The sequence below is a fragment of the Ectopseudomonas chengduensis genome, assembly GCF_900102635.1.
GTDB lineage: Bacteria > Pseudomonadota > Gammaproteobacteria > Pseudomonadales > Pseudomonadaceae > Aquipseudomonas > Aquipseudomonas chengduensis.
In genome coordinates, this window is sequence record NZ_FMZQ01000018.1 from 1 (window position 1) to 20997 (window position 20997).

General features: G+C 62.7%; 18 protein-coding genes. 11 read left to right on the plus strand and 7 right to left on the minus strand.

The features are described 5' to 3' along the window. Positions 1–176 precede the first annotated feature (176 nt). Positions 177–1385, minus strand: coding sequence for an ammonium transporter (locus BLS08_RS22610; protein ID WP_017679321.1), 1209 nt, complete (start codon positions 1383–1385; stop codon positions 177–179). Between the two features lie 372 nt (positions 1386–1757). On the opposite strand from BLS08_RS22610, the gene BLS08_RS22615 reads away from it, so the two are divergent. The 5 genes from BLS08_RS22615 (at position 1758) to BLS08_RS22635 (ending at position 5063) form a co-directional block, all read left to right on the plus strand. Next, positions 1758–2075, plus strand: coding sequence for an ElaB/YgaM/YqjD family protein (locus BLS08_RS22615; protein ID WP_003461988.1), 318 nt, complete (start codon positions 1758–1760; stop codon positions 2073–2075). Positions 2076–2083: 8 nt separating this feature from the next. Continuing rightward, entirely contained in the window at positions 2084–2443 is a 360-nt protein-coding gene (locus tag BLS08_RS22620) for a phage holin family protein (protein WP_017679320.1), read from the plus strand. After that, entirely contained in the window at positions 2440–2757 is a 318-nt protein-coding gene (locus BLS08_RS22625; RefSeq protein ID WP_017679319.1) for a hypothetical protein, read from the plus strand. The genes BLS08_RS22620 and BLS08_RS22625 overlap by 4 nt, the downstream gene beginning before the upstream one ends. 84 nt (positions 2758–2841) lie before the next feature. After that, on the plus strand, positions 2842–4005 hold the full coding sequence (locus tag BLS08_RS22630) for an EAL domain-containing protein (RefSeq protein ID WP_017679318.1): 1164 nt from the start codon (positions 2842–2844) through the stop codon (positions 4003–4005). A 155-nt stretch (positions 4006–4160) separates the two neighbouring features. Further along, positions 4161–5063 (plus strand): c-type cytochrome domain-containing protein, encoded by a 903-nt coding sequence (locus tag BLS08_RS22635; RefSeq protein ID WP_017679317.1) that lies wholly within the window; start codon positions 4161–4163, stop codon positions 5061–5063. Here BLS08_RS22635 and BLS08_RS22640 read toward each other — a convergent pair. Together BLS08_RS22640 and BLS08_RS22645 are read right to left on the minus strand one after the other, a co-directional pair. Then, positions 5049–5711, minus strand: a complete 663-nt coding sequence (locus tag BLS08_RS22640) for an SCO family protein (RefSeq protein ID WP_017679316.1) — start codon at positions 5709–5711, stop codon at positions 5049–5051. The two genes, BLS08_RS22635 and BLS08_RS22640, sit on opposite strands and share 15 nt — an antisense overlap. Before the next feature lie 18 nt (positions 5712–5729). Further along, entirely contained in the window at positions 5730–7535 is a 1806-nt protein-coding gene (locus BLS08_RS22645) for a multicopper oxidase family protein (RefSeq protein WP_122958666.1), read from the minus strand. A gap of 560 nt (positions 7536–8095) precedes the next feature. On the opposite strand from BLS08_RS22645, the gene BLS08_RS22650 reads away from it, so the two are divergent. The 3 genes from BLS08_RS22650 (at position 8096) to BLS08_RS22660 (ending at position 13526) form a co-directional block, all read left to right on the plus strand. Beyond that, on the plus strand, positions 8096–9427 hold the full coding sequence (locus BLS08_RS22650; protein WP_045735173.1) for a deoxyguanosinetriphosphate triphosphohydrolase: 1332 nt from the start codon (positions 8096–8098) through the stop codon (positions 9425–9427). Positions 9428–9439: 12 nt separating this feature from the next. Beyond that, positions 9440–10504 carry an FUSC family protein gene (locus tag BLS08_RS22655; protein ID WP_017679313.1) on the plus strand — a complete coding sequence of 355 codons (1065 nt, stop codon included), beginning with the start codon at positions 9440–9442 and terminating at the stop codon, positions 10502–10504. Between the two features lie 70 nt (positions 10505–10574). Beyond that, complete coding sequence (locus BLS08_RS22660; RefSeq protein ID WP_090337564.1) at positions 10575–13526, plus strand: HD domain-containing phosphohydrolase; 2952 nt, start codon at positions 10575–10577, stop codon at positions 13524–13526. Positions 13527–13628: 102 nt separating this feature from the next. Here the strand turns inward: BLS08_RS22660 and BLS08_RS22665 are convergent, their stop codons facing one another. After that, complete coding sequence (locus tag BLS08_RS22665) at positions 13629–13970, minus strand: YggL family protein (RefSeq protein WP_045735171.1); 342 nt, start codon at positions 13968–13970, stop codon at positions 13629–13631. A 248-nt stretch (positions 13971–14218) separates the two neighbouring features. On the opposite strand from BLS08_RS22665, the gene dacB reads away from it, so the two are divergent. After that, positions 14219–15655: a D-alanyl-D-alanine carboxypeptidase/D-alanyl-D-alanine endopeptidase gene (gene dacB, locus BLS08_RS22670; protein WP_021489783.1), complete on the plus strand. Its 1437-nt coding sequence runs from the start codon at positions 14219–14221 to the stop codon at positions 15653–15655. Between the two features lie 72 nt (positions 15656–15727). Here the strand turns inward: dacB and rlmKL are convergent, their stop codons facing one another. Further along, positions 15728–17908 carry a bifunctional 23S rRNA (guanine(2069)-N(7))-methyltransferase RlmK/23S rRNA (guanine(2445)-N(2))-methyltransferase RlmL gene (gene rlmKL / locus BLS08_RS22675; protein WP_055985189.1) on the minus strand — a complete coding sequence of 727 codons (2181 nt, stop codon included), beginning with the start codon at positions 17906–17908 and terminating at the stop codon, positions 15728–15730. 416 nt (positions 17909–18324) lie between these two features. On the opposite strand from rlmKL, the gene rmf reads away from it, so the two are divergent. After that, on the plus strand, positions 18325–18540 hold the full coding sequence (gene rmf / locus BLS08_RS22680; RefSeq protein ID WP_003244273.1) for a ribosome modulation factor: 216 nt from the start codon (positions 18325–18327) through the stop codon (positions 18538–18540). Between the two features lie 93 nt (positions 18541–18633). Here the strand turns inward: rmf and BLS08_RS22685 are convergent, their stop codons facing one another. Next, on the minus strand, positions 18634–19656 hold the full coding sequence (locus BLS08_RS22685; protein WP_003462008.1) for a quinone-dependent dihydroorotate dehydrogenase: 1023 nt from the start codon (positions 19654–19656) through the stop codon (positions 18634–18636). Positions 19657–19742: 86 nt separating this feature from the next. Further along, positions 19743–19964, minus strand: a complete 222-nt coding sequence (locus BLS08_RS22690) for a DUF2835 domain-containing protein (protein WP_003462010.1) — start codon at positions 19962–19964, stop codon at positions 19743–19745. A 144-nt stretch (positions 19965–20108) separates the two neighbouring features. Here BLS08_RS22690 and BLS08_RS22695 point away from each other — a divergent pair, with 144 nt between their 5' ends. Beyond that, positions 20109–20990 (plus strand): DUF6685 family protein, encoded by an 882-nt coding sequence (locus BLS08_RS22695; RefSeq protein ID WP_055985192.1) that lies wholly within the window; start codon positions 20109–20111, stop codon positions 20988–20990. The last annotated feature ends 7 nt before the right edge of the window (positions 20991–20997 follow it).

Consider the following 20997-nt stretch of genomic DNA (forward strand, 5'->3'; position numbering starts at 1 on the left):
ACTCGCCCGTAAGGGGCGAAACCCATCAGGCCAGGCGGCGTGCTAATGGAGAGTGCCAGGTCATCGACAGCTAACACTTAATTGCCAGTCCGGTGCCAACCCGCACTTTCCACAAACTATGCGAAGAACTTTTTATTGCCTGTTCCGGGCGCTGGCTGGCAGCACCCGGTAATAGCTCAATCCTGACTCACCGCGCCGATCTTGTGGATCGACAGGTCGGCGCCGTTGTATTCCTCTTCCTGACTCAGGCGAATGCCCAGCGACGCCTTGAGCAGGCCGTACACCACGAAGCCACCGACCAGCGCGACCACCACGCCCAGCGCAGTGCCGATCACCTGGCTGGCCAGGCTGACGCCACCCAGGCCACCGAATGCTTCGAGGCCGAAGATGCCGCAGGCGATGCCACCCCATATGCCGCACAGGCCATGCAGCGGCCAGACGCCGAGCACGTCATCGATCTTCCACTTCACCTGGGTCGCGGTGAATGCCCAGACGAATAGCGCACCGGCAATCGCGCCAGTGACCAGGGCACCAATCGGATGCATCAGGTCCGAGCCGGCGCATATCGCTACTAGGCCAGCGAGCGGGCCGTTATGCAGAAAGCCTGGGTCATTGCGCCCCACCAGCAGCGCGGCGACGGTGCCACCGACCATGGCCATCAGCGAGTTGACCGCCACCAGGCCACTGACGCCCTCGAGCGTCTGCGCACTCATTACGTTGAAGCCGAACCAGCCGATGATCAGGATCCACGAGCCCAGTGCCAGGAATGGAATGTTCGACGGCGCCATGGCCACCAGCTTGCCGTCGCGATAGCGACCATTGCGGCGCCCCAGCAGCAGCACCGCGCCGAATGCCAACCAGCCGCCCATCGCATGCACCACCACCGAACCGGCGAAGTCATGAAAGCCCGCGCCGAAACGAGTCTCGAGCCAGGCCTGGAAGCCGTAGTTGCCGTTCCAGATCATGCCTTCGAAGAAGGGATAGACGAACGCCACGATCAATGCAGTGGCGCATAGCTGCGGGCCGAACTTGGCGCGCTCAGCGATACCACCGGAGATGATTGCCGGAATCGCCGCGGCGAAGGTCAGCAGGAAGAAGAACTTCACCAGACCGTACCCGTGGTTCTCCGTCAGCACCGCCGCCGGCTCGAAGAAGTTGATGCCATAGGCGATCCAGTAGCCGATGAAGAAATACGCCAGGGCGGAAATGGCGAAATCCGAAAGAATCTTCGATAGCGCATTGACCTGGTTTTTCTGCCGCACCGTTCCCACTTCGAGGAAGGCAAACCCGGCATGCATGGCCAGGACCATGATTGCACCCAGCAGGATGAACAGGGTATTGGAGCCATGGATCAGCGTGGCCACGGCACTGTTGATGTTTTCCATCGAGAAAGAAAACTCCGGAGGCAGAAGAAAAAGCACCAAACAAAGGCACAAAACCGAAAATACGCACCACAATGCAGCCAGCACATGCAGCGCGCCCTCGAAAAGTGCCGTTTGGCGGCCCCAAAATGGCGCCACCAAAGATCGACTGATCGATGCTTATTTCTTGTTAATCAAATGGTTATTCGCGAAATTGACCATCCTGAGCCGCATCGAGAAGGCCCCATCACAGGGCATTTCGCGACCTTCGCGCACCAGCAAAATGCAATCGCTATACCAAACACCAAACCGGTCACTTCACGACTATTCTTGCGGAACCCTCACGCTGCAGAGCACTCGTAAACAGTACATACCCAACGCAGAGGACTGCTCACCATGCCACGCAAAGCCGCTACTCCAAGCACCAAGGACGCCCTGCTGGATGAATTCCAGGCTCTGGTCAGCGACACCGAGAAGCTCCTGCAACATTCCGCCAGCCTGGCTGGTGAACAGGCCGAAGCGCTGCGCGATGACATTCGCAGCAGTCTTGACCGTGCCCGTGACACCTTGCACAAAGCCGAGTCCGGCCTGCGCGAACAGGGCAAGATCGCCGTCGACGCCACCGAGGATTACGTGCACAAACACCCGTGGCAGGCGCTCGGCCTGTCGGCCGCTATCGGCCTGGTGCTCGGCCTGCTGATCAGCCGCCGTTGACAGCGCCCATGTCCAACGGCCCCTCGCCACGGCGCCTGGGAGCAGCCCTGCTGGGCCTGCTCCAGGGCCACGTGGCGCTGCTGGCGCATGAACTCGAAGACCAACGCGACCAGGCACTGCGTGCGCTGCTCCTTGGTGGTCTGTGCCTGGCCTTCGCCCTGCTCCTGCTGATAGGTCTGTCCGCTCTGCTGCTGATCGTTTACTGGGATACGCACCGCCTGGCAGTCGCCACCGGCCTGTGCCTGTTCTACGCTTTTGGCCTGCTCGGTTGCGGCGCCTGGCTGCTGACCAGTCTGCGCAACGCCGAGCCGCCGTTCAGCGCCAGCCTTGAAGAACTGCAACGTGACCGCGAGCAACTGCTGCCATGACGCCGACCCTGCCTCCAGGCGCCTCGCGCCGTGAACTTCGTAAAGCCGTGCTGCGCATGCGCCTGGAAATGCATCGCCAGGAACTGCGTCATGAAATCCTGCAGATCACTCATCCACTGCAACAGGTACGCGAGTACGGGCAGCGGCTGCGCAAAGGCAACGCACCATTTTTGCTCACTGGCGGGGTGCTGGCTCTGGCCGGGCTGCTTGGCCGCAAACGCGGCTGGCGCCGCTGGCTGCGCCTGGCGTTGATCGTCATGCCGCTGCTGCGGCGCGCGCAACATGGTACGCGCGGGCGTTCACCTTTGGTCTAGACCTGGGCTGGCCGCGATCTTGCTAGGTTGAGCCACTCTGCCACCATCTGGTGGCTCAACCGCTGAGCGCTAAGGAAATCCCAGGTGATCGACGGACTGCCTTTTGCCGTCTTCCAACCCTTTATCGACACCGCCACTGGCCGGATCGCGGGCGTCGAGGCCTTGGCGCGACTACGCGATGCCGAGGGCCAGGTGCGCTCGGCCGGGCCGCTGTTCGCCGACCCGAAAACACCGCCTGCAGCCCTGCGCCGCCTCGACCGACAGGTACGCGAGGATGCCCTGCAGCGCTTCCACCAGGCTCCGGCGGACTGGTTCCTGAGCCTGAACATTTCACCACGCTGGATCAGCCGCCTGCGCCCGGCACAGCCACTGCCCAGCCTGATTCAACTGCAGCGCAGCGGTATCGACCCTGCGCGCATCGTCTTCGAGATCACCGAGCTGGGCGGTGCCAGCCAGCGCTTACCCGACGTGGTGGCGCGCTACCGCGACGCCGGCGCGCGCATCGCTATCGACGATTTCGGCGCTGGCTATTCGCAGCTCGACCGCGTGCTGGCGCTGCAACCGGACATCCTCAAGCTGGACATGCGCCTGTTCCAGGAAGCCGCTCGCGGCGGCCCTAGCGGCGAAGTGGTCAAGGCGCTGGCCCAGATGGCCGAAAAGACCGGTTGCTGGATCATCGCCGAAGGTGTGGAAACCGAAGCCGAGTTGAACTTCGCCCTGGAGTGCGGCGCCCGTTACGTCCAGGGATTCCTGTTCGCCAGGCCGGAGGAGGAACTGTTCGCCAGCGACGCCTTCGTCGGCCGTTTCGCACGTCTGCGTGACAGCTACGTACAGCAGAAACTCGCCGAGCGCGCGCGCCTGGTCAGCCTGCGCCAGCAACTGGCCGAATTGATGTCCGAACTCCGCTTCTGGGCCGAAAGCGGCGCCCCGGCAACGAGCCTTAACGCGCCGGACAACTATCCCTGGCTGTTGCGCATCTATCAGTGCGACCGCCACGGCACCCAGCTCACACCCAACCTGCAGTGGCGCCAGAACATCTGGCAGGCCGATGACCGCTACCTTGGGCATAACTGGTCATGGCGCCCCTACTTCTATCAACTGCTGGCCGAAGGCTGGGAAGAGCGGCGCCTGACGCTCTCCACCACCTACCGCGACGCCACCACCAACCAGTACTGCCTGACCGCCGGGCAGTTCATCGACAATGGTCGTCGCCTGCTGCTGGTGGACATCGACGCCGCCGGTTTCTGAGTACGCAGCTAGGCTTAGCAACAGGCTATTGGACTTCTCTCGGTACAGTCGAACAAGGCGCGCCTCGAGCCAGGCGCTTCTCGGATACATCCGTGCCCACAGAAGCCTCGCGCCGAACGGCTGAATGATCTGCCCCAGTCTTCGAGGCTGCGCTTATGCTCTGGCTAGCCCTGCGCCTGTTCATCCCGCTGCTGCTCAGCGCCAGTGTGCTGGCCGCCGCATCCCCGACCTACCACGACGACATCGCTCCGCTACTGGCCAACCGCTGCCTGGTTTGCCACAGCGGCGCGCAGGCCCCGCTGGGCCTGCGCCTGGACAGCCTGGAGAATCTGTTGCGCGGCAGCCAGCGCGGGCCGGTGGTCCACGCTGGCGATGCTGCCGGCAGCGAGTTGCTGCGTCGCCTGACGGGCAGCAGCCAACTGCGTATGCCGCTGAGCGGCCCACCCTTTCTCGAAGCCGCCGAGATCGCCATGGTAGAACGCTGGATAAATGCCGGCCTACCAGCAGGCCGCGAAAGCGCAACCCAGCCTACCGCCGCCGTCTCAAGCCTCAACGGGGTGGTCGACTACCGCCACGTCGAAGCCATCTTGCTGCGCCGCTGCGCTACCTGCCATTCCGCCAGCGGCCTGATGGGTCCGGCTCCCGAGGGTTATCTGCTGTCGAGTTACGCCGCGACCCTGGCCAGCGGCGAACGCGCCCGCGTGGTGCCCGGCAACCCTGCAGCCAGCGAGCTGGTGCGGCGCATTCGTGGCCAGGCGCGCCCCCGCATGCCGTACGACGGTCCGCCCTATCTCACGGATGCGGAAATCGACCTGATCGTGGCCTGGATCGAACAAGGCGCACGCGATGCTGCCGGACAACCAGCCCCCGTGCCGGTGGGCGCCCGAGTACGTCTGCATGGCCGCCTAGATGATGCCGGCAGGCTGGACGGTCTGGCGCTACTGATCGACGCACGCACACGCCTGGATGATGCGCCGCATCCCGGCGCCTACGTGCAGGTACGCGGCCGCCTCGATGCCAGCGGCCGCGTGCAGGTAGAACGTCTACGCCTGCGCTAACTGCTCGGCAGGCGCCTCACTCGGGCGATAGGCGGTGTGCACCACCTTGCTATCGACATGATTGATGGTAGACAGGATCTGCGCGGCATCGGTCAGCGACGGCGCCATCGTCCAGCGATCCAGTGCAGCGTTGCCGATGCGCAGCATGCCGGTATGGCTCAGATCGTTGAGGTCCACCACCGGGTCGACGTCGTAGAAACCCAGGGCGCGGCGCAGTTGTTCGATATCGGCGCGCGCGCCGGTGAGAAACTGCCAGCCGGGACCGATATGGTGGCGCTCGACGTACTCGCGCAAACGCTCGGGGCTGTCCAGCTCCGGCTGCAGCGTCAGCGAATACAGGTGCACATCGCGCCCGGCGCGCTCGCCGAGCATCTCCTGCACCAGACGCAGGTTGGCAGTGGTAGCCGGACAACTGTTGCTGCACTGGGCATACATCATGTTGATCGCCACCACCTTGCCACGCACCAGGTCGTCATAGAAGCGCACTTCACGACCCTCGTGGGTCAGCAGCGGGACATTGGGAAAACGTGCACCGCCCACCCCGGCCAGCGGCGCAGCCGGTTGCTGCAGGCTGCTGCCCGAGCGCCAGGCGGCCCAGCCGAACGCAGCGACGCCCAGCCCTGCCAGTACCTTTCTTCGCGTATTCATGGCAAACCTCCGGCTGGCTCAGACGATGTCAAAACGCAGCATCATGGCGTGGTCTTCGTGGATCAGGTTGTGGCAGTGCATCACGTACTTGCCCTTGTAGTCGCGAAAACGCATCAGCACGCGAAGGACAGTACGATCAGTGATATTGAATACGTCCTTGCGTCCCTTCTCATGCGCAGCAATCGCCACATTCCTGCCATCGGTGGTCTTGCTCAGCAGACGGCCCTCCTCGAAATGGATATGAACGGGGTGATCCCAGCCGTCATCGACGCTGTACAGCTCCCAGATCTCCATGGCCCCCATGGGCACCAGGGCGCGCGGAGTATTGAGATTGATGAACTGACCGTTGATTGCCCACATGTTCTGTCGGCGCTCGAAGAGGAACTTGCGCACCGGCAGCGCCGCCAGCTGGGCGGTCGTCGGCAGCGGCGGCAGCGGCCGCAGATTGGCCGGCACCTGGCTCAGGTCCTGCTCCGGCGGCTCGCGGTCGACCACTATCTTCAGCACCCATTCGCCGGGTGCCACCACCTGATAGGGGCGACGGGTGTCCTCAGGGCGATGGGTCAGGCGGTTGGCCAGATACAGCTCGGTGCCCACCGGGTAGCGCGAAAAATCCACCACGATATCGGCCCGCTCGGCCACACCCAGGCGCACGTTGGTCTGATTGAGCAGCGGTTTGTCCAGCAGGTTGCCGTCGTTGGCGATGTAGGTGAAGGGCTGGATCACGTTGTTCGGCCGCACCAGGTAGAACTGGTAGAAGCGGCTCGGCCCACCGTTAAGCAGACGCAGGCGGTACTTGCGCCGAGCCACCCGAAGCACCGGCTGGATTTTGCCGTTGACTATGGTCTTGTCGCCGAGGATGCCCTCGGGGCTGACCTGGTCGTAGTAAAGGATGCCGTTGGGGTCGAAACGCCGGTCGCAGAAGCTCAGCGGGTAATCATAGGGGTGACTGGGCAGACGCAGGGCAGCCGGGTTGGGGTCCTTCTCATTGCCTGAGTCGAGATGATCGAACAGCAGGAAGAAACCCATCAGCCCGCGGACGATGTTGGGCGCGGTGAAGTCCAGGGTGTGGTCATGGTAGAACAGGGTGCCAAGAGCTTCGCGGTAGTCGCCGATGCCGTTCTGCAGCTCGTCGTAGCCAGCGTAGATATTGGAGTAAAGGTGGTCCTTGAAACCGCCTGGCGCGGTCAGGCTGGGCCCGGCCTTGGTGGGGCTGTAGTAGTCGCCGGGAAAGCCATCACTCTCCGACCCGACGTGAGCGTTGTGCAGGTGGGTACTGATCTCTGGCGTACCAAAACCGGTGTGGTTGGCCGGCAGGTCATTGTAGATGCGGCAGATCATCGGATGGCCGTAGTGCGAGTGCACCACCGGACTGAGCACGGACAGATCCGCAACGGCGGCCTGGAAGGTCCATACCGGTTGTGGTGGATAGGCTGGGTTGAACACCCAACCCTCGCGCTGCGCCGCATGCAACTCGTAGTGCTCGGCCTGCGGGCCGAACTCGGCCCAGCGCTGATGCGCCGGCCGCCCGGCCTCGCCGGCGGCGGTGTTGGCCAGCTCGGTAGGCGGCGGATTGAGCGTGCTGCCGTAAAGCAGCGCCGGCTCATTGGGCAGAAATTCCTGCCAGGCAATGGTTGGCGGGCTAGGCGGTACAACTGCCTCGCTGCGACTGGGCGCCAGGATCAGCGGCGCCGCGGCCAGCGCAGCACTACCTTGAAGAAAACTGCGTCGTGATAGCTGCCCAGGCGGCGCAAGCTCTCCATCAGCGGGGCACACAGTGCCCTGTGCCTCGTTCGGGCCCGAACTGGGTGATAAAGGTTTCATACTGCATCTCCCCGACGCCCGACTGTCGATCCTGCGTGTACGCGTTAAGCCGCACACGGGCGATATACGCACGTCGTCTGAAAAACGGTCGACTCGACTGAGGCCTCCAGGCCGAGACAACTACCAACGACCAGACAGCCCATAGGGGCAGCACGCCAGAGCGAGTCGACTCGGCTCCAGCAAGGTCGGTGCACGGGAAATAGGCAGATGAACAATGAAGGCGTGGCAACTGCGCCTCGCTGATACGGGGTGCATGGTCCGGCACAACGGCAAGCTGTCCATGACGTTCTCCCTAGCAACCTCTACTACCGGTATGCGGAGCCCTCTCCTTCACCACACACCGTCAAATAACAAGCAACCACAGATGTCACTTAAGCTCGCCAATCACAAAAAGTCAAATACACGTCACTTTATATAAATGACTCCAATATGCTCGATAAGTATATGCATAAAAGCCAATTTATTGACCAACCCATTATTCATCATCCTTGCCTCGGGTTGCGCAGCGCTGCGCGAACGCCGAAGCTAGGAGACTTGGATCAACTTGGCGAGGATCGGCCTTGGATTGGCACACCCTGCTCACCCGCGAACGTCTCGGTAAACCTGCGCCCAGCTCTGCAGAGCTGGGACGCAGTCCCTTCCACAAGGATCATGACCGCATCATCTTCTCCGGTGCCTTCCGCCGCCTGGGACGCAAGACCCAGGTGCACCCGGTGTCGAGCAACGACCATATTCACACCCGCCTGACCCACTCCCTGGAAGTCAGCTGCGTCGGCCGTTCGCTGGCCATGCGCGTTGGCGAGATGTTGCGTGACGACCTGCCCCACTGGTGCACGCCGAGCGACCTGGGCATGGTGGTGCAGTCCGCCTGCCTGGCCCATGACATAGGCAACCCGCCGTTCGGCCACTCCGGCGAAGACGCCATTCGCCACTGGTTTCAGCAAGCCGCCGGACGCGGCTGGCTGGATGCGATGAGCGATGCCGAACGCGGCGATTTTCTCAATTTCGAAGGTAACGCCCAGGGTTTTCGCGTGCTCACCCAGCTGGAGTACCACCAGTTCGACGGCGGCACACGGCTGACCTACGCCACCCTCGGCACCTACCTCAAGTACCCCTGGACGGCCCGCCACGCGGACGCACAGGGCTACAAGAAACACAAGTTCGGCTGCTACCAGAGCGAGCTGCCACTGCTCGAACAGATCGCCGCCAAGCTCGAACTGCCGCAACTGGAAACGCAGCGCTGGGCGCGTCACCCGCTGGTCTATCTGATGGAAGCGGCGGACGACATCTGCTACGGCCTGATCGACCTGGAAGACGGCGTGGAAATGGAGCTGCTCGACTACACCGAAGTCGAGGCGCTGCTGCTCGATCTGGTAGGCGATGACCTGCCGGAGACCTATCGCCAGCTCGGCCCCAAGGACTCGCGCCGGCGCAAACTGGCGATCCTGCGCGGCAAGGCCATCGAACACCTGACCAACGCGGCTGCCAGTGCCTTCGTCGAACAGCAGCAGGCCCTGCTGGACGGCGGCCTGCAGGGCGATCTGGTCGAACACATGCATGGCGCCGCCAAGCACTGTGTGCAGAGCGCAAAGTCACTGGCGCGCGAGAAGATCTTCCACGACAAGCGCAAGACGTTGCATGAGATCGGCGCCTATACCACGCTGGAAATCCTCCTCAACGCCTTCTGCGGTGCGGCACTGGAGCTGCACAGTGGGCGTGCGCTGTCGTTCAAGCACCGGCGTATTCTCGATCTGCTCAGCTACTACGCGCCTGAACCGGGTTGGCCCCTGTATCGCTCGTTCATGCGGGTGATCGACTTCATCGCTGGCATGACGGACAGCTACGCTACGGAAATGGCGAGGGAAATGACGGGCCGTTCGAGCCCGCTCTGACGAAAAGAGCGCATGAAGAACCTGATTCGCAACAGTTTCACCTGGCATGCCGGCCCGCCGGCCTGGGGGCCGGCCGTGGTCGCTGGGCTGGGCTGCGCTTTGCCGCTGGTGCTCGGCCTGTTCACCGCTCACAGTGGTTTTCTCTGGGCATCGGCCGGTGCCTTTCAGGCCGCACAGGCGAACCCGCTGCACCGCTTCGGCATGCTGCGCATGCTGCTGCTCACCGGCCTCGGTGCCTGCAGCGCCGGCCTGGGTTTCTGGGCCGCCAGCCACCCGCTGATCAGCCTGGGCATTTTCGCTGCTTTCGGCCTGCTGCTGGCCTGGCTGCAACGCTTCGGCAGCGAAGCCGGCAAGCTGGGTATCGGTCTGTGCATCTGCCTGTGCCTCGGCCAGGGACAATTCGGCATCGGCAACCTGCACAACCCTTATGCGGTGGCCATGCTGTTCATACTCGGCGGGCTCTGGGTGATGCTGCTGGCCTTCGGCCTGCGCGGCCTGCACGGCCTGCGCATGTGGCCGTACATGCCGCGCTTCCTGGCCATTCTCAAGGTACTCAAGCGCCACGCGCAGCGCCTGCCTCGCCAGCAATGGCGTCTGCATGCGCTGGCCTGCATGCTGGCGTTTGCCGCGTCAGGGCTGATCGTCAATCTGGCCGGCCTGTCGCGCGGTTACTGGCTGACGCTGACCGTCATCACCACGCTACAGCTGGAATTCCAGGGCAGCCTGGTGCGAGCGCTGCAGGCGAGCCTGGCCAGCCTCGCTGCCGCCGGCCTGCTAATCGTCTTCGGTCACAGCCTGCAAAGCCCCCCGACGATGGTCATGACCTTGCTGGTGCTGGTGATTCTCAGCCGCGCGCTGCAGGCCAATCACTACGGCTTGTTCGTGCTGCAGACCAGCCTGTGCTTTGTGCTCCTGGCCGAGAGCCTTGCTCAGGACTGGCACCTGGCGGAGGTGCGCCTGCTCAACGCGCTGATCGGCGTGGCCTTGAGCCTGACCGTGGCGCTTCTGGTCCATGGCCTGCGCCTGCAACTGAACAAACCGAGCAAAGCCGCGGACAATTCTCGGCAGCCTTTATAACGTTTCGGCAGATTCGCCCACTCTTCACTATGCTGTGGAAGCCTGCAGCGCCCGCAAGGAGTGAAGTGCGATGCTCAATACCGCCGTTCCCGGAGAACGCCGTTTCCCCCTGCACGTTCATATCAGTGTCCTGTTCACGCTTCTGCTGCTGTTCACCGGTGTCGTGCTGGGGTTGTTCAATTACCAGCAGACCAGCCGGCTGATCTTCTCCAGCAGTTCGACACTCTTCGAGCGCATCCAGCACGACGTACAGAGAGATCTGGACAATACCTACCGCCCCATACGCCACCTGCTCAGCCTGCTGGCGCTGCACCCGGCCACAGAGGCCGACACGCTCGATGAACGCCTGGAAATGCTGCCGCTGTTCGTTCAGGCCCTGCGCGACAACCCCAAACTGGCCTCGATCTATCTTGGCTATGAGGATGGCGACTTCTTCATGGTCAGACCGCTGCGCAGCGACATGCTCAAGCAGCGTTTCGACGCGCCGAACAAAGCGGCTTATCAGGTCTGGGCCATCGACCGCAGCAGCGCCGGGACCGACAGCGATTACCTGTTCTATGACGGCTCACTGAACCAGCTCAGCCGCCGGCAGAAACTCAGCGAACCTTACGATCCCAGGCAGCGCGACTGGTTCAAGCGCGCGCGCGGCGATGGCGGACAGATCACCACCGCGCCCTATCTGTTCTTCTCCACCCAGGAAATCGGCACCACATTGGCCAGGCGCAGCGGCCTGACCACCGTGATTGGCGCCGACCTGACGCTCGACGATCTCTCGGCCACCTTGGCCAGCCACCGCGTCACCCCCAACAGCCAGGTGGTACTCGCCGACAACGATGGCAATGCCGTGGCCTACCCCGAGAGCAGCCGCCTGCTCAAGGAGGTCGATGGCAAGGTATCGCTGGTCAAGGTCAGTGAACTCAATCCGGCTCTGGGTGAACTGCTGTCCGGCCAACTGAACGAACGAGACGAGGGCATCGTCGAACTGGCCAAGCAGCGTTGGGCCATGGCTCACCGGCACATTCAGGAGGGCGGCCCACAGGGGTTGCATCTGGCCCTGCTGGTGCCCGAGCAAGAGCTGCTGGCAGAGGCTTATCGCATCCGCTGGCAGGGCGCGCTGATCACTCTCACCACCCTGCTGCTGTGCCTGCCGCTGGGCTGGCTGACTTCACGTCTGGTGGTCAAACCGCTGCGCAGCCTGGTGCAGGAGGCGCAGGCCATCCGCCGTTTCGACTTCGCCCATCCGGCCAGCGGTCGCTCGCCGATTCTCGAGGTCGACCAGCTAGCGGTGTCGATGAGCAGCATGAAGGACACCCTGTCGAGCTTTCTCGACATCGCTGCCAGCCTCTCGGCGGAAACCCAATTCGACGCGCTGATCAAGCGCGTGATGGACGCCACCGTCTCCATCAGCGCGGCCCAGGGCGGCCTGCTTTATCTGCTGGACAATGACAGCGGCCGCCTGGAGCCACAGGGGTTGGTGATCGACGGCCAGAGCCGCAGCCTCGCCGATCTGGGCATCCACGGACTGGCCCATGATGACCCAACCTTACCCAGCTGGCTGCAGCGTCCGGCCAGCGGCGGCGACAGTGTCGCCACCTCCATCGGCTTCGATCAGGCGGGTAAATTTCAAGGGCTGCTGTCGGCCATGGACAGTCCGCGCCTGCACTTGATCGCTGCCGGCCTGCATAACCGTCAGGGCGACACCGTTGGCGTGCTAGTACTGTTGCAACGCGATACCGGCGAGGATAACGAAAGCATGCTCAGCCCGGATCGCGTCGCCTTCGTCGACGCCGTCTCAGGCAGTGCAGCCCTGTGCATCGAGAGCCAACGCCTGCTGGCCAGGCAGAAGCAGTTGCTCGATGCCTTCATCCAGCTGATCGCCGGCGCCATCGACGCCAAGAGTCCCTATACCGGCGGCCACTGTCAGCGCGTACCGGAAATCACCCTGATGCTGGCCCGTGCTGCAGCCGAGAGCGACGCCCCCGAGTTTCGTGACTACAACCCCAGCGACGAGGAGTGGGAGGCGCTGCATATCGCCGCCTGGCTGCACGATTGCGGCAAGGTCACCACACCCGAGTACGTGGTGGACAAGGCGACCAAGCTGGAAACCCTGTACGACCGCATCCACGAAATACGCATGCGCTTCGAGGTACTCAAGCGCGATGCCTGGGTCGCCTATTGGCGTGGTCGTGCCGAAGGTGGTGAGGAAAGCGCACTGGCGGCTCTGCGCGACCAGCTGCTGAGCGATCTGGACGACGAATTCGCCTTCATCGCGCGCATCAATCTGGGTGGCGAGGCCATGGCCGATGACGACCAGGCTCGCCTCAAGCAGATCGCCGAACGACGCTGGCTACGCACACTGGACAATCGCCTGGGCGTTTCCTGGGAGGAAGCCAAGCGCCTGGAACACTCGGCCCCCAGCAGCCTGCCGGTGGAGGAGCCGCTGCTCGCTGACCGCCTCGACCATCTGATCGAGCGCGCCGACCAGGAGGTGATCGCGCCAGACAATCGCTGGGGCTTCAAGCTGGAAGTGCCGCAGTACAAATTCAACCGTGGCGAACTGCACAACCTGAGCATCGCCCGCGGCACGCTGACGGCCGAAGAGCGCTACATCATCAACCACCACATCGTGCAGACCATCCTGATGCTCGACCGCCTGCCCTTCCCCAAGCATCTGCAGAATGTCACCGAGATCGCCGGTGGGCACCACGAGAAGATGGACGGCACGGGCTATCCCAAACGCCTGACGCGCGAACAGATGAGCCTGCCGGCACGCATGATGGCGATCGCCGATATCTTCGAAGCCCTGACGGCAGTGGATCGCCCCTACAAGAAGGGCAAGACGCTGTCGGAGGCACTGAACATCATGGTCGGCATGTGCAAGGGTGCGCACATCGACCCGCAGCTGTTCGCTCTGTTCATTCGCGCAGGCATCTACCGGCGCTACGCCGAGCGTTTCATGCAGGCCGAACAGATCGATAAGGTAGACGAACAAGCGCTGCTGGAAAAAGCTGGAGCTCTGTAGGGGCGCTCCGCGCACCGAGCTTCGATATCAGGTCAAACGCTGGGTGCGCGCGGCGCACCCTACCTGATGACTGGCGCCAGAGAACCCGGCGCCGAGTAGCGATCAAGCCTGGTTGATCGGGTTTTCCGGGTACCAGACGTCCTGCAACGGGCTGAGTTCGAACTTCTCCAGTTCGTCGCGGCCTTTCAGCCAGGCCTCGACGGCAGCACGCTGCTCCTCGTTGACCGAGCCACGCTTGGCCAGGCAGACCAGACCGAAGTCTTCGCCACCTACGTAATCCAGACCATTGCCGGCGATGGCCTGATCGAGGAACTGATCGACGAAATCGTCGAGGGTCTGGTCGCTCAAGTCGGCCTTGAAGTTCAGGGTCAGCTCGAAGCCCAGCTCCTGGAATTCATCGACACAGAGCTTCTTGCGCAGACGGCGGGAACGGTTGGTCGCCATGAAACAATCCTCAAAGGTAATAACGCGCGGCACTCTAGCAGTTTCGCCGCCAGAGCGCCCGTTTTGTATCGTCCTGCCGGCCCTTCGAACATGTTGAACGCCAGCTGTTTGCAGTGACTGTTTTTAACCCGGCGGGGCCGACTGCGAGCAGAATCTTGCGGCATAATGCCGGCAACTTTTCCCCGAGTCGGACTGTCGTTTGTCTGTCTCCCACGTCACTCCCGCCTGACTGCGGAAGGTTCCTGTCGATGATTCAGCGGTTTCGCCAACTGGCGCTGAGCGCCCTGCTTCTCCCCCTCGCCCTGTCCTGCCACGCTGCCAGCGCCGCACTCCCTGCCAAGGTCGAGCAGGCGCTGAAGGCCAACAAGATTTCCAACAACTCGCTGTCGGTAATGACCGTGCCTCTGGGCGGGCAGGCTGGCGGCCTGCAGTTCAATGCCGATATCTCGGTCAACCCGGCCTCCACCATGAAGCTGGTGACCACCTACGCCGCCCTGGAATTGCTGGGGCCCAACCATCAATGGAAGACCGAGTTCTATGCCGATGGCCCGCTGAAGGATGGTGTGCTGCATGGCAACCTCTACCTCAAGGGTGGCGGCGACCCGAAACTGAACATGGAGAAACTCTGGCTGCTGCTGCGCGATCTGCGCATCAACGGCGTGCGCCAGGTTCAAGGCGATCTGGTGCTCGATCGCAGCTTCTTCGTTGCCCCGCAGTTACCGGCGTTCAATGATGACGGTGGCGATGCCAACAAACCCTTCCTGGTCAAACCCGACTCCCTGCTGGTCAACCTCAAGGCGCAGCGTTTCATCACCCGCGCCGAAGGCGGCAAGGCGCATATCGCCATGGACCCACCAATCGCCACTGTCCGTATCGACAATCAGGTTCGCGTGCTCAAGGCTGCAACCTGTCCGGCCTGGCCCGATATCCGCTACAACGCGGTGGAGCAGTACGACGGCACGACCCTGATCGTCAGCGGCCAACTGGCTGAAGGCTGCAGTGCGCAGACCTACCTGTCGCTGCTCGACCATCCCAGCTACGCCGCCGGCGCGGTACGCGGTATCTGGCAGGAGCTGGGCGGCAAGATTCTTGGCAAGGACCGTCTGGGCCCTGTTCCGGAAAAAGCCCGCATGCTGGTGCGCGCCTTCTCCCCGGATGTGGTGGAGATCGTCCGCGACATCAACAAGTACAGCAACAACACCATGGCTCGGCAGCTGTTTCTCAGCATCGGCGCACAGTTCCGTACGGAAGCCGACAAGGATGACGCCATGGCCGCGCAGCGTGTCATTCGCAGCTGGCTGGCGCGCAAGGGCATCACGGCGCCGCATCTGGTGATGGAGAATGGCTCCGGCCTGTCGCGCGCCGAACGCATCAGCGCACGGGAAATGGCGCTGATCCTCCAGGCGGCCTGGCGCAGCCCTTACGCTGCCGAGTTCCGCAGCTCGATGCCACTGGTGGCAATGGACGGCACCATGCGCCGGCGCCTGCAGCGCACGCCGCTGGTGGGTGAGGCACACATCAAGACCGGCACCCTGAACAATGTGCGCGCCATTGCCGGCTACAGCCGCGACAGCAACGGCCAGGACTGGGCCGTGGTGGCCATCCTCAACGACCCGAAACCCTGGGGCGCCACCTCGATCCTCGATCAGGTGCTGCTGGAAACCTACAAGCAGCCCAAACGCTGACCACGCTGTAGCCCGGATGCAATCCGGGGCTTAGGTTCAAAAGAGCCCCCGGATTACATCCGGGCTACGCTATCAGCGTGCAGTGAAACGCCAGGCGCGGTGGATCTTCGGGTTGCGGACGAAGTCCGGGTCCAGCGTCTGCGCGCTGATCTCTTCGACCTGATAGCGCGCCACCAGGCTTTCATCGAGCTGGAACTTGCGGAAGTTGTTGGAGAAATACAACACACCGCCACGGGCCAGACGCGCCATGGCCAGATCGAGCAGTTCGACGTGGTCACGCTGCACATCGAACACGCCTTCCATGCGCTTGGAATTGGAGAAGGTCGGCGGGTCGATGAAGATCAGCTCGTACTCACCGCGATCCTCTGCCAACCAGGTCATCACATCGCCCTGCTCCAGACGGTGCTTGTCGGAAAAACCGTTGAGCGCGAGATTACGCCGCGCCCAGTCCAGGTAAGTTTTCGACAGATCCACGCTGGTGGTGCTGCGCGCGCCACCCTTGGCCGCATGCACGGTAGCCGTCGCGGTGTAACAGAACAGGTTGAGGAAGCGCTTGCCAGCGGCCTCGCGCTGCAGACGCAGGCGCAACGGACGGTGATCGAGGAACAGCCCGGTGTCCAGATAGTCGGTGAGGTTGACCAGCAGTTTGACCCCGCCTTCATTCACCTCCATGAACTCGCCCTGTGCGGCCTGACGCTGATACTGCTTGGTACCCGCCTGACGCTCACGACGCTTGATCACCACGCGGCTCTGCGCCACGCCCAGCGCCTGCGGGATCGCGGCCAAGGCATCGAGCAGGCGCGCCTGAGCCTTGTCCGGATCGATTGAGCGCGGCGCGGCATATTCCTGAACATGTACGTAGTCGCGGTACAGATCGACTGCCACGGCATACTCGGGCATGTCGGCATCGTACAGCCGATAGCACTCGACGCCTTCGCGGCGTGCCCACTTGCCCAACTGCTTGAGGTTCTTCTGCAGGCGGTTGGCGAACATCTGCCCGCCTTCGGACAAACGTGCCTGTTGCGGCGCATCCTGCGCTGGCTCTTGATCGTCCTCGCGCGCACGCCGCTCACCGGTAACGAACTGCTCGGTCTGCACCCTGATCAACAGCAGTTTGCAGGGCAGTGCGCCGTTCCAGAAGGCGTATTGCTTGTGGCTGCGCAGGCCCATGCGCTTGCCCAGTTCCGGCGCGCCGGTGAATACCGCTGCCTCCCAGCCCAGGCAGGTCTGACGCAGACGCTCACCGAGGTTCTGGTAGAGGTACAACAGGCTGGCTTCGTCGCCCAGGCGTTCGCCGTATGGCGGGTTGCTGATCACCAGGCCCTTCTGATTCTGGTCCGGGCGCGGCTCGAAACTGCCCAGCTCGCCCTGATAGATCTTCACCCAGTCGGACAGGCCGGCGCGCTCGACGTTATTGCGCCCAGGCTGGATCAGGCGCGGGTCGGCTTCATAACCACGAATCCACAGCGGCGGCTTGGCCAACCCCACCGCGGCACGCTGCTCGGCCTCGGCATGCAGCTTCTTCCAGATTGCCGGCACATGGCCCAGCCAATTGGAGAAGCCCCAACGCTCACGCTTGAGGTTGGGGGCGATATCGGCAGCCATCAGCGCTGCCTCCACCAGGAAAGTACCCACACCGCACATCGGGTCGGCCAATGCACCGCCCTCGGCAGCAATGCGCGGCCAACCGGCACGGATCAGCACTGCCGCCGCCAGGTTCTCTTTCAGCGGCGCCGCTCCCTGCTGCAGGCGGTAACCACGCTGGTGCAGGCTGTGGCCGGAGAGGTCCAAAGAAAGCACCGCCTCACCGCGATCCAGACGCAGATGCACGCGCAGGTCCGGGTTGAGCTTGTCGATGCTGGGACGCTCGCCGCCGGCCGTACGCAACCGGTCGACAATCGCATCCTTGACCTTGAGTGCACCGAAGTGGGTGTTGTCGATGCCCGAACCGTTGCCGCTGAATTCCACTGCCAGGCTGCCGGACGGCTCCAGATGGTCGCGCCAGTCCACTGCCTGCACGCCGTCATAAAGCTCGTCGGCGTTGTTCATGGCAAAGCGCGACAGCACCAGCAGCACGCGGTTGGCCAGGCGCGACCACAGGCACAGTCGATAGGCCACCTCGATTTCGGCATGACCGCGAACCGCGGCCGTTTGCTCGCGCGCATCTTCCAGCCCAAGCCCCCGGGCCTCTTCCAGCAACAGGCCCTCGAGCCCCTTGGGGCAGGTCAGCACGATTTCGTAACGATCAGACATGGATGTTCCACTGCCTATGGCAATCAGGGAGGTGCAGCGGCGCACCTCGACTCAAAATAAGTGACAAAAGGTCACAACGCGACCCTTCGTCGGAATAAGCAAGCACTCTCATTTGCACTAGCAAAATGACGGTATCGGCTCGCATAGCCAGATACGACGGCGTCTGGCTGAAAGGTGCTGGACGTATCTCCAGCGTCCTTATGGCCTCACCTGCATTTAGGTTACGCCCTTATGACAAATCGATCATTCACAGGCCCCAGTGCATTCGTTAGAACACTACTTAAGGCTTTCGCCGCAACGGCGCAGGCACAGAAAGTTCGCCACGCCGGCAGCGGACTTTCGTAGGCAGAAGATTTCTGCCCGGCCTTGCCACAAGGCCAACGGGACATAACAGTCAACAGTGAGGGCAACACCCTATGAGAAGACTTAAGCGTGATCCGTTAGAAAGAGCTTTTTTGCGCGGCTATCAGTACGGCATCAATGGTAAATCCCGCGAACTTTGCCCCTTTACCCTACCTTCGGTTCGTCAGGCCTGGCTCAATGGCTGGCGTGAGGGCCGTGGCGATAACTGGGATGGGCTGACCGGCACGGCCGGTATTCATCGACTCAACGAACTTCACGCTGTCGGCTGATCAGGATCACACCCGACTTCACCATGCCGACCCCCTCCGGGCGGCGGGCGCAAGCCCAGGGGCTCCTTCGGGAGCCCTATTTATTTATGCGGCTTATTTACGCAGCGCGGCAATCGCATCCACCGCCTCGCGAATCAGCGCCGGCCCCTTGTAGATGAAACCCGAATAGATCTGGACCAGGCTCGCACCCGCGGCGATCTTCTCGGCCGCATGCTTGCCCTCGGTAATACCGCCCACCGCAATGATCGGCAGACGACCCGACAGTTCACCCGCCAGCACCTTGACGATATGCGTACTCTTGTCGCGTACCGGAGCGCCCGACAAGCCGCCGGCCTCATCCCCATGGGCCAGACCTTCGACACCTTCACGGCTGAGCGTGGTATTGGTGGCGATCACCGCATCCATATCGGCGCCCAGCAGCGCTGATGCCACCAGCGCGGTTTCTTCGTCACTCATGTCCGGGGCGATCTTGATCGCCAATGGCACGCGCTTACCGTGCTCCTGAGCCAGATCCTCCTGACGACGACGCAGCGCCTCGAGCAACTCCTTCAGCGAATCGCCGAACTGCAGACTGCGCAGCCCCGGTGTATTGGGTGAGCTGACGTTGACCGTGACGTAGCTGGCGTGGGCGTATACCTTGTCCAGGCAGGCCAAGTAATCGTCTACCGCCCGCTCGACTGGCGTATCGAAGTTCTTGCCGATATTGATACCCAGCACACCCTTGAACTTCGCTGCCTTGACCCGCTCGAGCAGGTGATCGACACCATGGTTGTTGAAACCCATGCGGTTGATCACCGCCTCGGCCTCCGGCAGACGAAACAGGCGCGGTTTGGGGTTGCCCGGCTGCGGACGCGGGGTAACGGTGCCGATCTCGACGAAACCGAAGCCGAGCTGGGCGAAGCCATCGATGGCATCGCCGTTCTTGTCCAGCCCTGCCGCCAGACCGACCGGATTGGCGAACTGCAAACCCATCACGTTTACTGGCAGGCTGGTCGGCGCCTTGGTCAGCAAGCCATTGAGCCCCAGCCGGCCACCTGCACCGATCAGATCGATGGACAGCTCATGAGAGGTTTCCGGGGACAGTTTGAACAGCAGCTCGCGGGCCAGGGAGTACATGATCAGGCTCAGCTCGACAGGTAGAGGGTTGGCAGCCGGCGATTATAGCCGCGCAGGCGTCGTCGGCGCGAGGCAAGCGCGCCAGATCAGTCCAAAGGGCGTAAACTCAGCAGCTCGCCGGAGTTACTGAATTCCAGTACGAAGGAACCAAAGATACCGGCGTGAGTCAGATACGGCCGCAGATGGTGGGCCGGCAAACTGACGCGGCGCCCATCCCGGCTTTGCGCCATAATCCGGTTGGCCTGGCCACGATAGATGGCCTGCAATCGTTCGGCCGATAACGCAATATCCAGCACCAAGCTGGGCATGGAGGCACCCTCGCAAATGAATGCGGCTATTTTGCCACAGACCCGCAACGCGACAGGCACTCCCGCGCCGCGCTACGCTATATGGGCAATAGCCATCCGCGTCTGCCACACTGCAGCAGACGCTTCAGGAGCGATCTGCCGGCCATGAGCCTGTCCGAATCCTCAACTCTCAGCAGCCGCCTGGCAGCCCTGGCCCAGCGCATGGGTCTGCTCGGCCGTAGCTCACGACAGATATTCGCCAGAGCCAGCGCCCTGCGCCTGCCATTCAAACCGTTGCCTACAGCGGTCGAAAGTATTGGTTGGCATGACGGCCCGCAATTGCAGCTTCTGCTCAACCTGCCTCGCGGTGCGCTCTCCGGCCCGGTACAGGAAGACAAAGCACAGGCCCATTGCGCACTGACTCAAGTAGTGGAAGCGCAAATGCAGCAACTGCAGTCTTTCGATCTGCGCCTGATCGACGGCTTCGCCTACCCTTGCCCTGCGCCAGGCTACGTGAGCTTCGAAGACTACGCAGCAAGCGAACATTGCAAGCAGGTGCGCATCATCAGCTACAAGGATTTCGTCAAAACCATCGGCCTGGCGTTGCCGCGTTTTCTCGCTGGCGAACCGATCGAGCTGCGTCAGGCCAACTGGCGCGGCTCGCGCACCTTCTGGTCAGGGGATGTGCAAGGCGAAGCCTTCGCTGGAGCAATCGCCTATGCGCGCAGACGCGAACTGGAAGTGCTACTGCCAGCCAATCTGGCTCGCTATCGCTTGAATGAAGCGGGCCTGGACAACCTGCAAAAGCGCTATCACGTACTGGCCATGCCAGAAGCGGCTTGGAGCGACCCCAGCTTCATGGGGCTGCTACTGGACAACGGCATACCCTATGCACGCCTGTCACTACTGAAGAAAGCCGGCACCCCAGAGTTCCTCCTCCTGCCCAAAGAGCATCAGGAAGCCACTGCGCTTGGCGAGGGACTGCGCCTGGCCGGCGCACCAGACGTGCCGAGCCATCTACGTCAGCTGGCCGTCCAGCCAGTCTGAGCAGACT

Excerpts from the sequence above, each read along its gene's own strand:
- BLS08_RS22625 (WP_017679319.1), top strand. The coding sequence starts at position 2,440 with ATGACGCCGACCCTGCCTCCAGGCGCCTCGCGCCGTGAACTTCGTAAA.
- BLS08_RS22640 (WP_017679316.1), bottom strand. The coding sequence starts at position 5,711 with ATGAATACGCGAAGAAAGGTACTGGCAGGGCTGGGCGTCGCTGCGTTC.
- BLS08_RS22615 (WP_003461988.1), top strand. The coding sequence starts at position 1,758 with ATGCCACGCAAAGCCGCTACTCCAAGCACCAAGGACGCCCTGCTGGAT.
- BLS08_RS22695 (WP_055985192.1), top strand. The coding sequence starts at position 20,109 with ATGAGCCTGTCCGAATCCTCAACTCTCAGCAGCCGCCTGGCAGCCCTG.
- BLS08_RS22620 (WP_017679320.1), top strand. The coding sequence starts at position 2,084 with ATGTCCAACGGCCCCTCGCCACGGCGCCTGGGAGCAGCCCTGCTGGGC.
- BLS08_RS22610 (WP_017679321.1), bottom strand. The coding sequence starts at position 1,385 with ATGGAAAACATCAACAGTGCCGTGGCCACGCTGATCCATGGCTCCAAT.
- rlmKL (WP_055985189.1), bottom strand. The coding sequence starts at position 17,908 with ATGTCTGATCGTTACGAAATCGTGCTGACCTGCCCCAAGGGGCTCGAG.
- BLS08_RS22660 (WP_090337564.1), top strand. The coding sequence starts at position 10,575 with ATGCTCAATACCGCCGTTCCCGGAGAACGCCGTTTCCCCCTGCACGTT.
- BLS08_RS22655 (WP_017679313.1), top strand. The coding sequence starts at position 9,440 with ATGAAGAACCTGATTCGCAACAGTTTCACCTGGCATGCCGGCCCGCCG.
- BLS08_RS22645 (WP_122958666.1), bottom strand. The coding sequence starts at position 7,535 with ATGAAACCTTTATCACCCAGTTCGGGCCCGAACGAGGCACAGGGCACT.
- dacB (WP_021489783.1), top strand. The coding sequence starts at position 14,219 with ATGATTCAGCGGTTTCGCCAACTGGCGCTGAGCGCCCTGCTTCTCCCC.
- BLS08_RS22665 (WP_045735171.1), bottom strand. The coding sequence starts at position 13,970 with ATGGCGACCAACCGTTCCCGCCGTCTGCGCAAGAAGCTCTGTGTCGAT.
- rmf (WP_003244273.1), top strand. The coding sequence starts at position 18,325 with ATGAGAAGACTTAAGCGTGATCCGTTAGAAAGAGCTTTTTTGCGCGGC.
- BLS08_RS22635 (WP_017679317.1), top strand. The coding sequence starts at position 4,161 with ATGCTCTGGCTAGCCCTGCGCCTGTTCATCCCGCTGCTGCTCAGCGCC.
- BLS08_RS22685 (WP_003462008.1), bottom strand. The coding sequence starts at position 19,656 with ATGTACTCCCTGGCCCGCGAGCTGCTGTTCAAACTGTCCCCGGAAACC.
- BLS08_RS22690 (WP_003462010.1), bottom strand. The coding sequence starts at position 19,964 with ATGCCCAGCTTGGTGCTGGATATTGCGTTATCGGCCGAACGATTGCAG.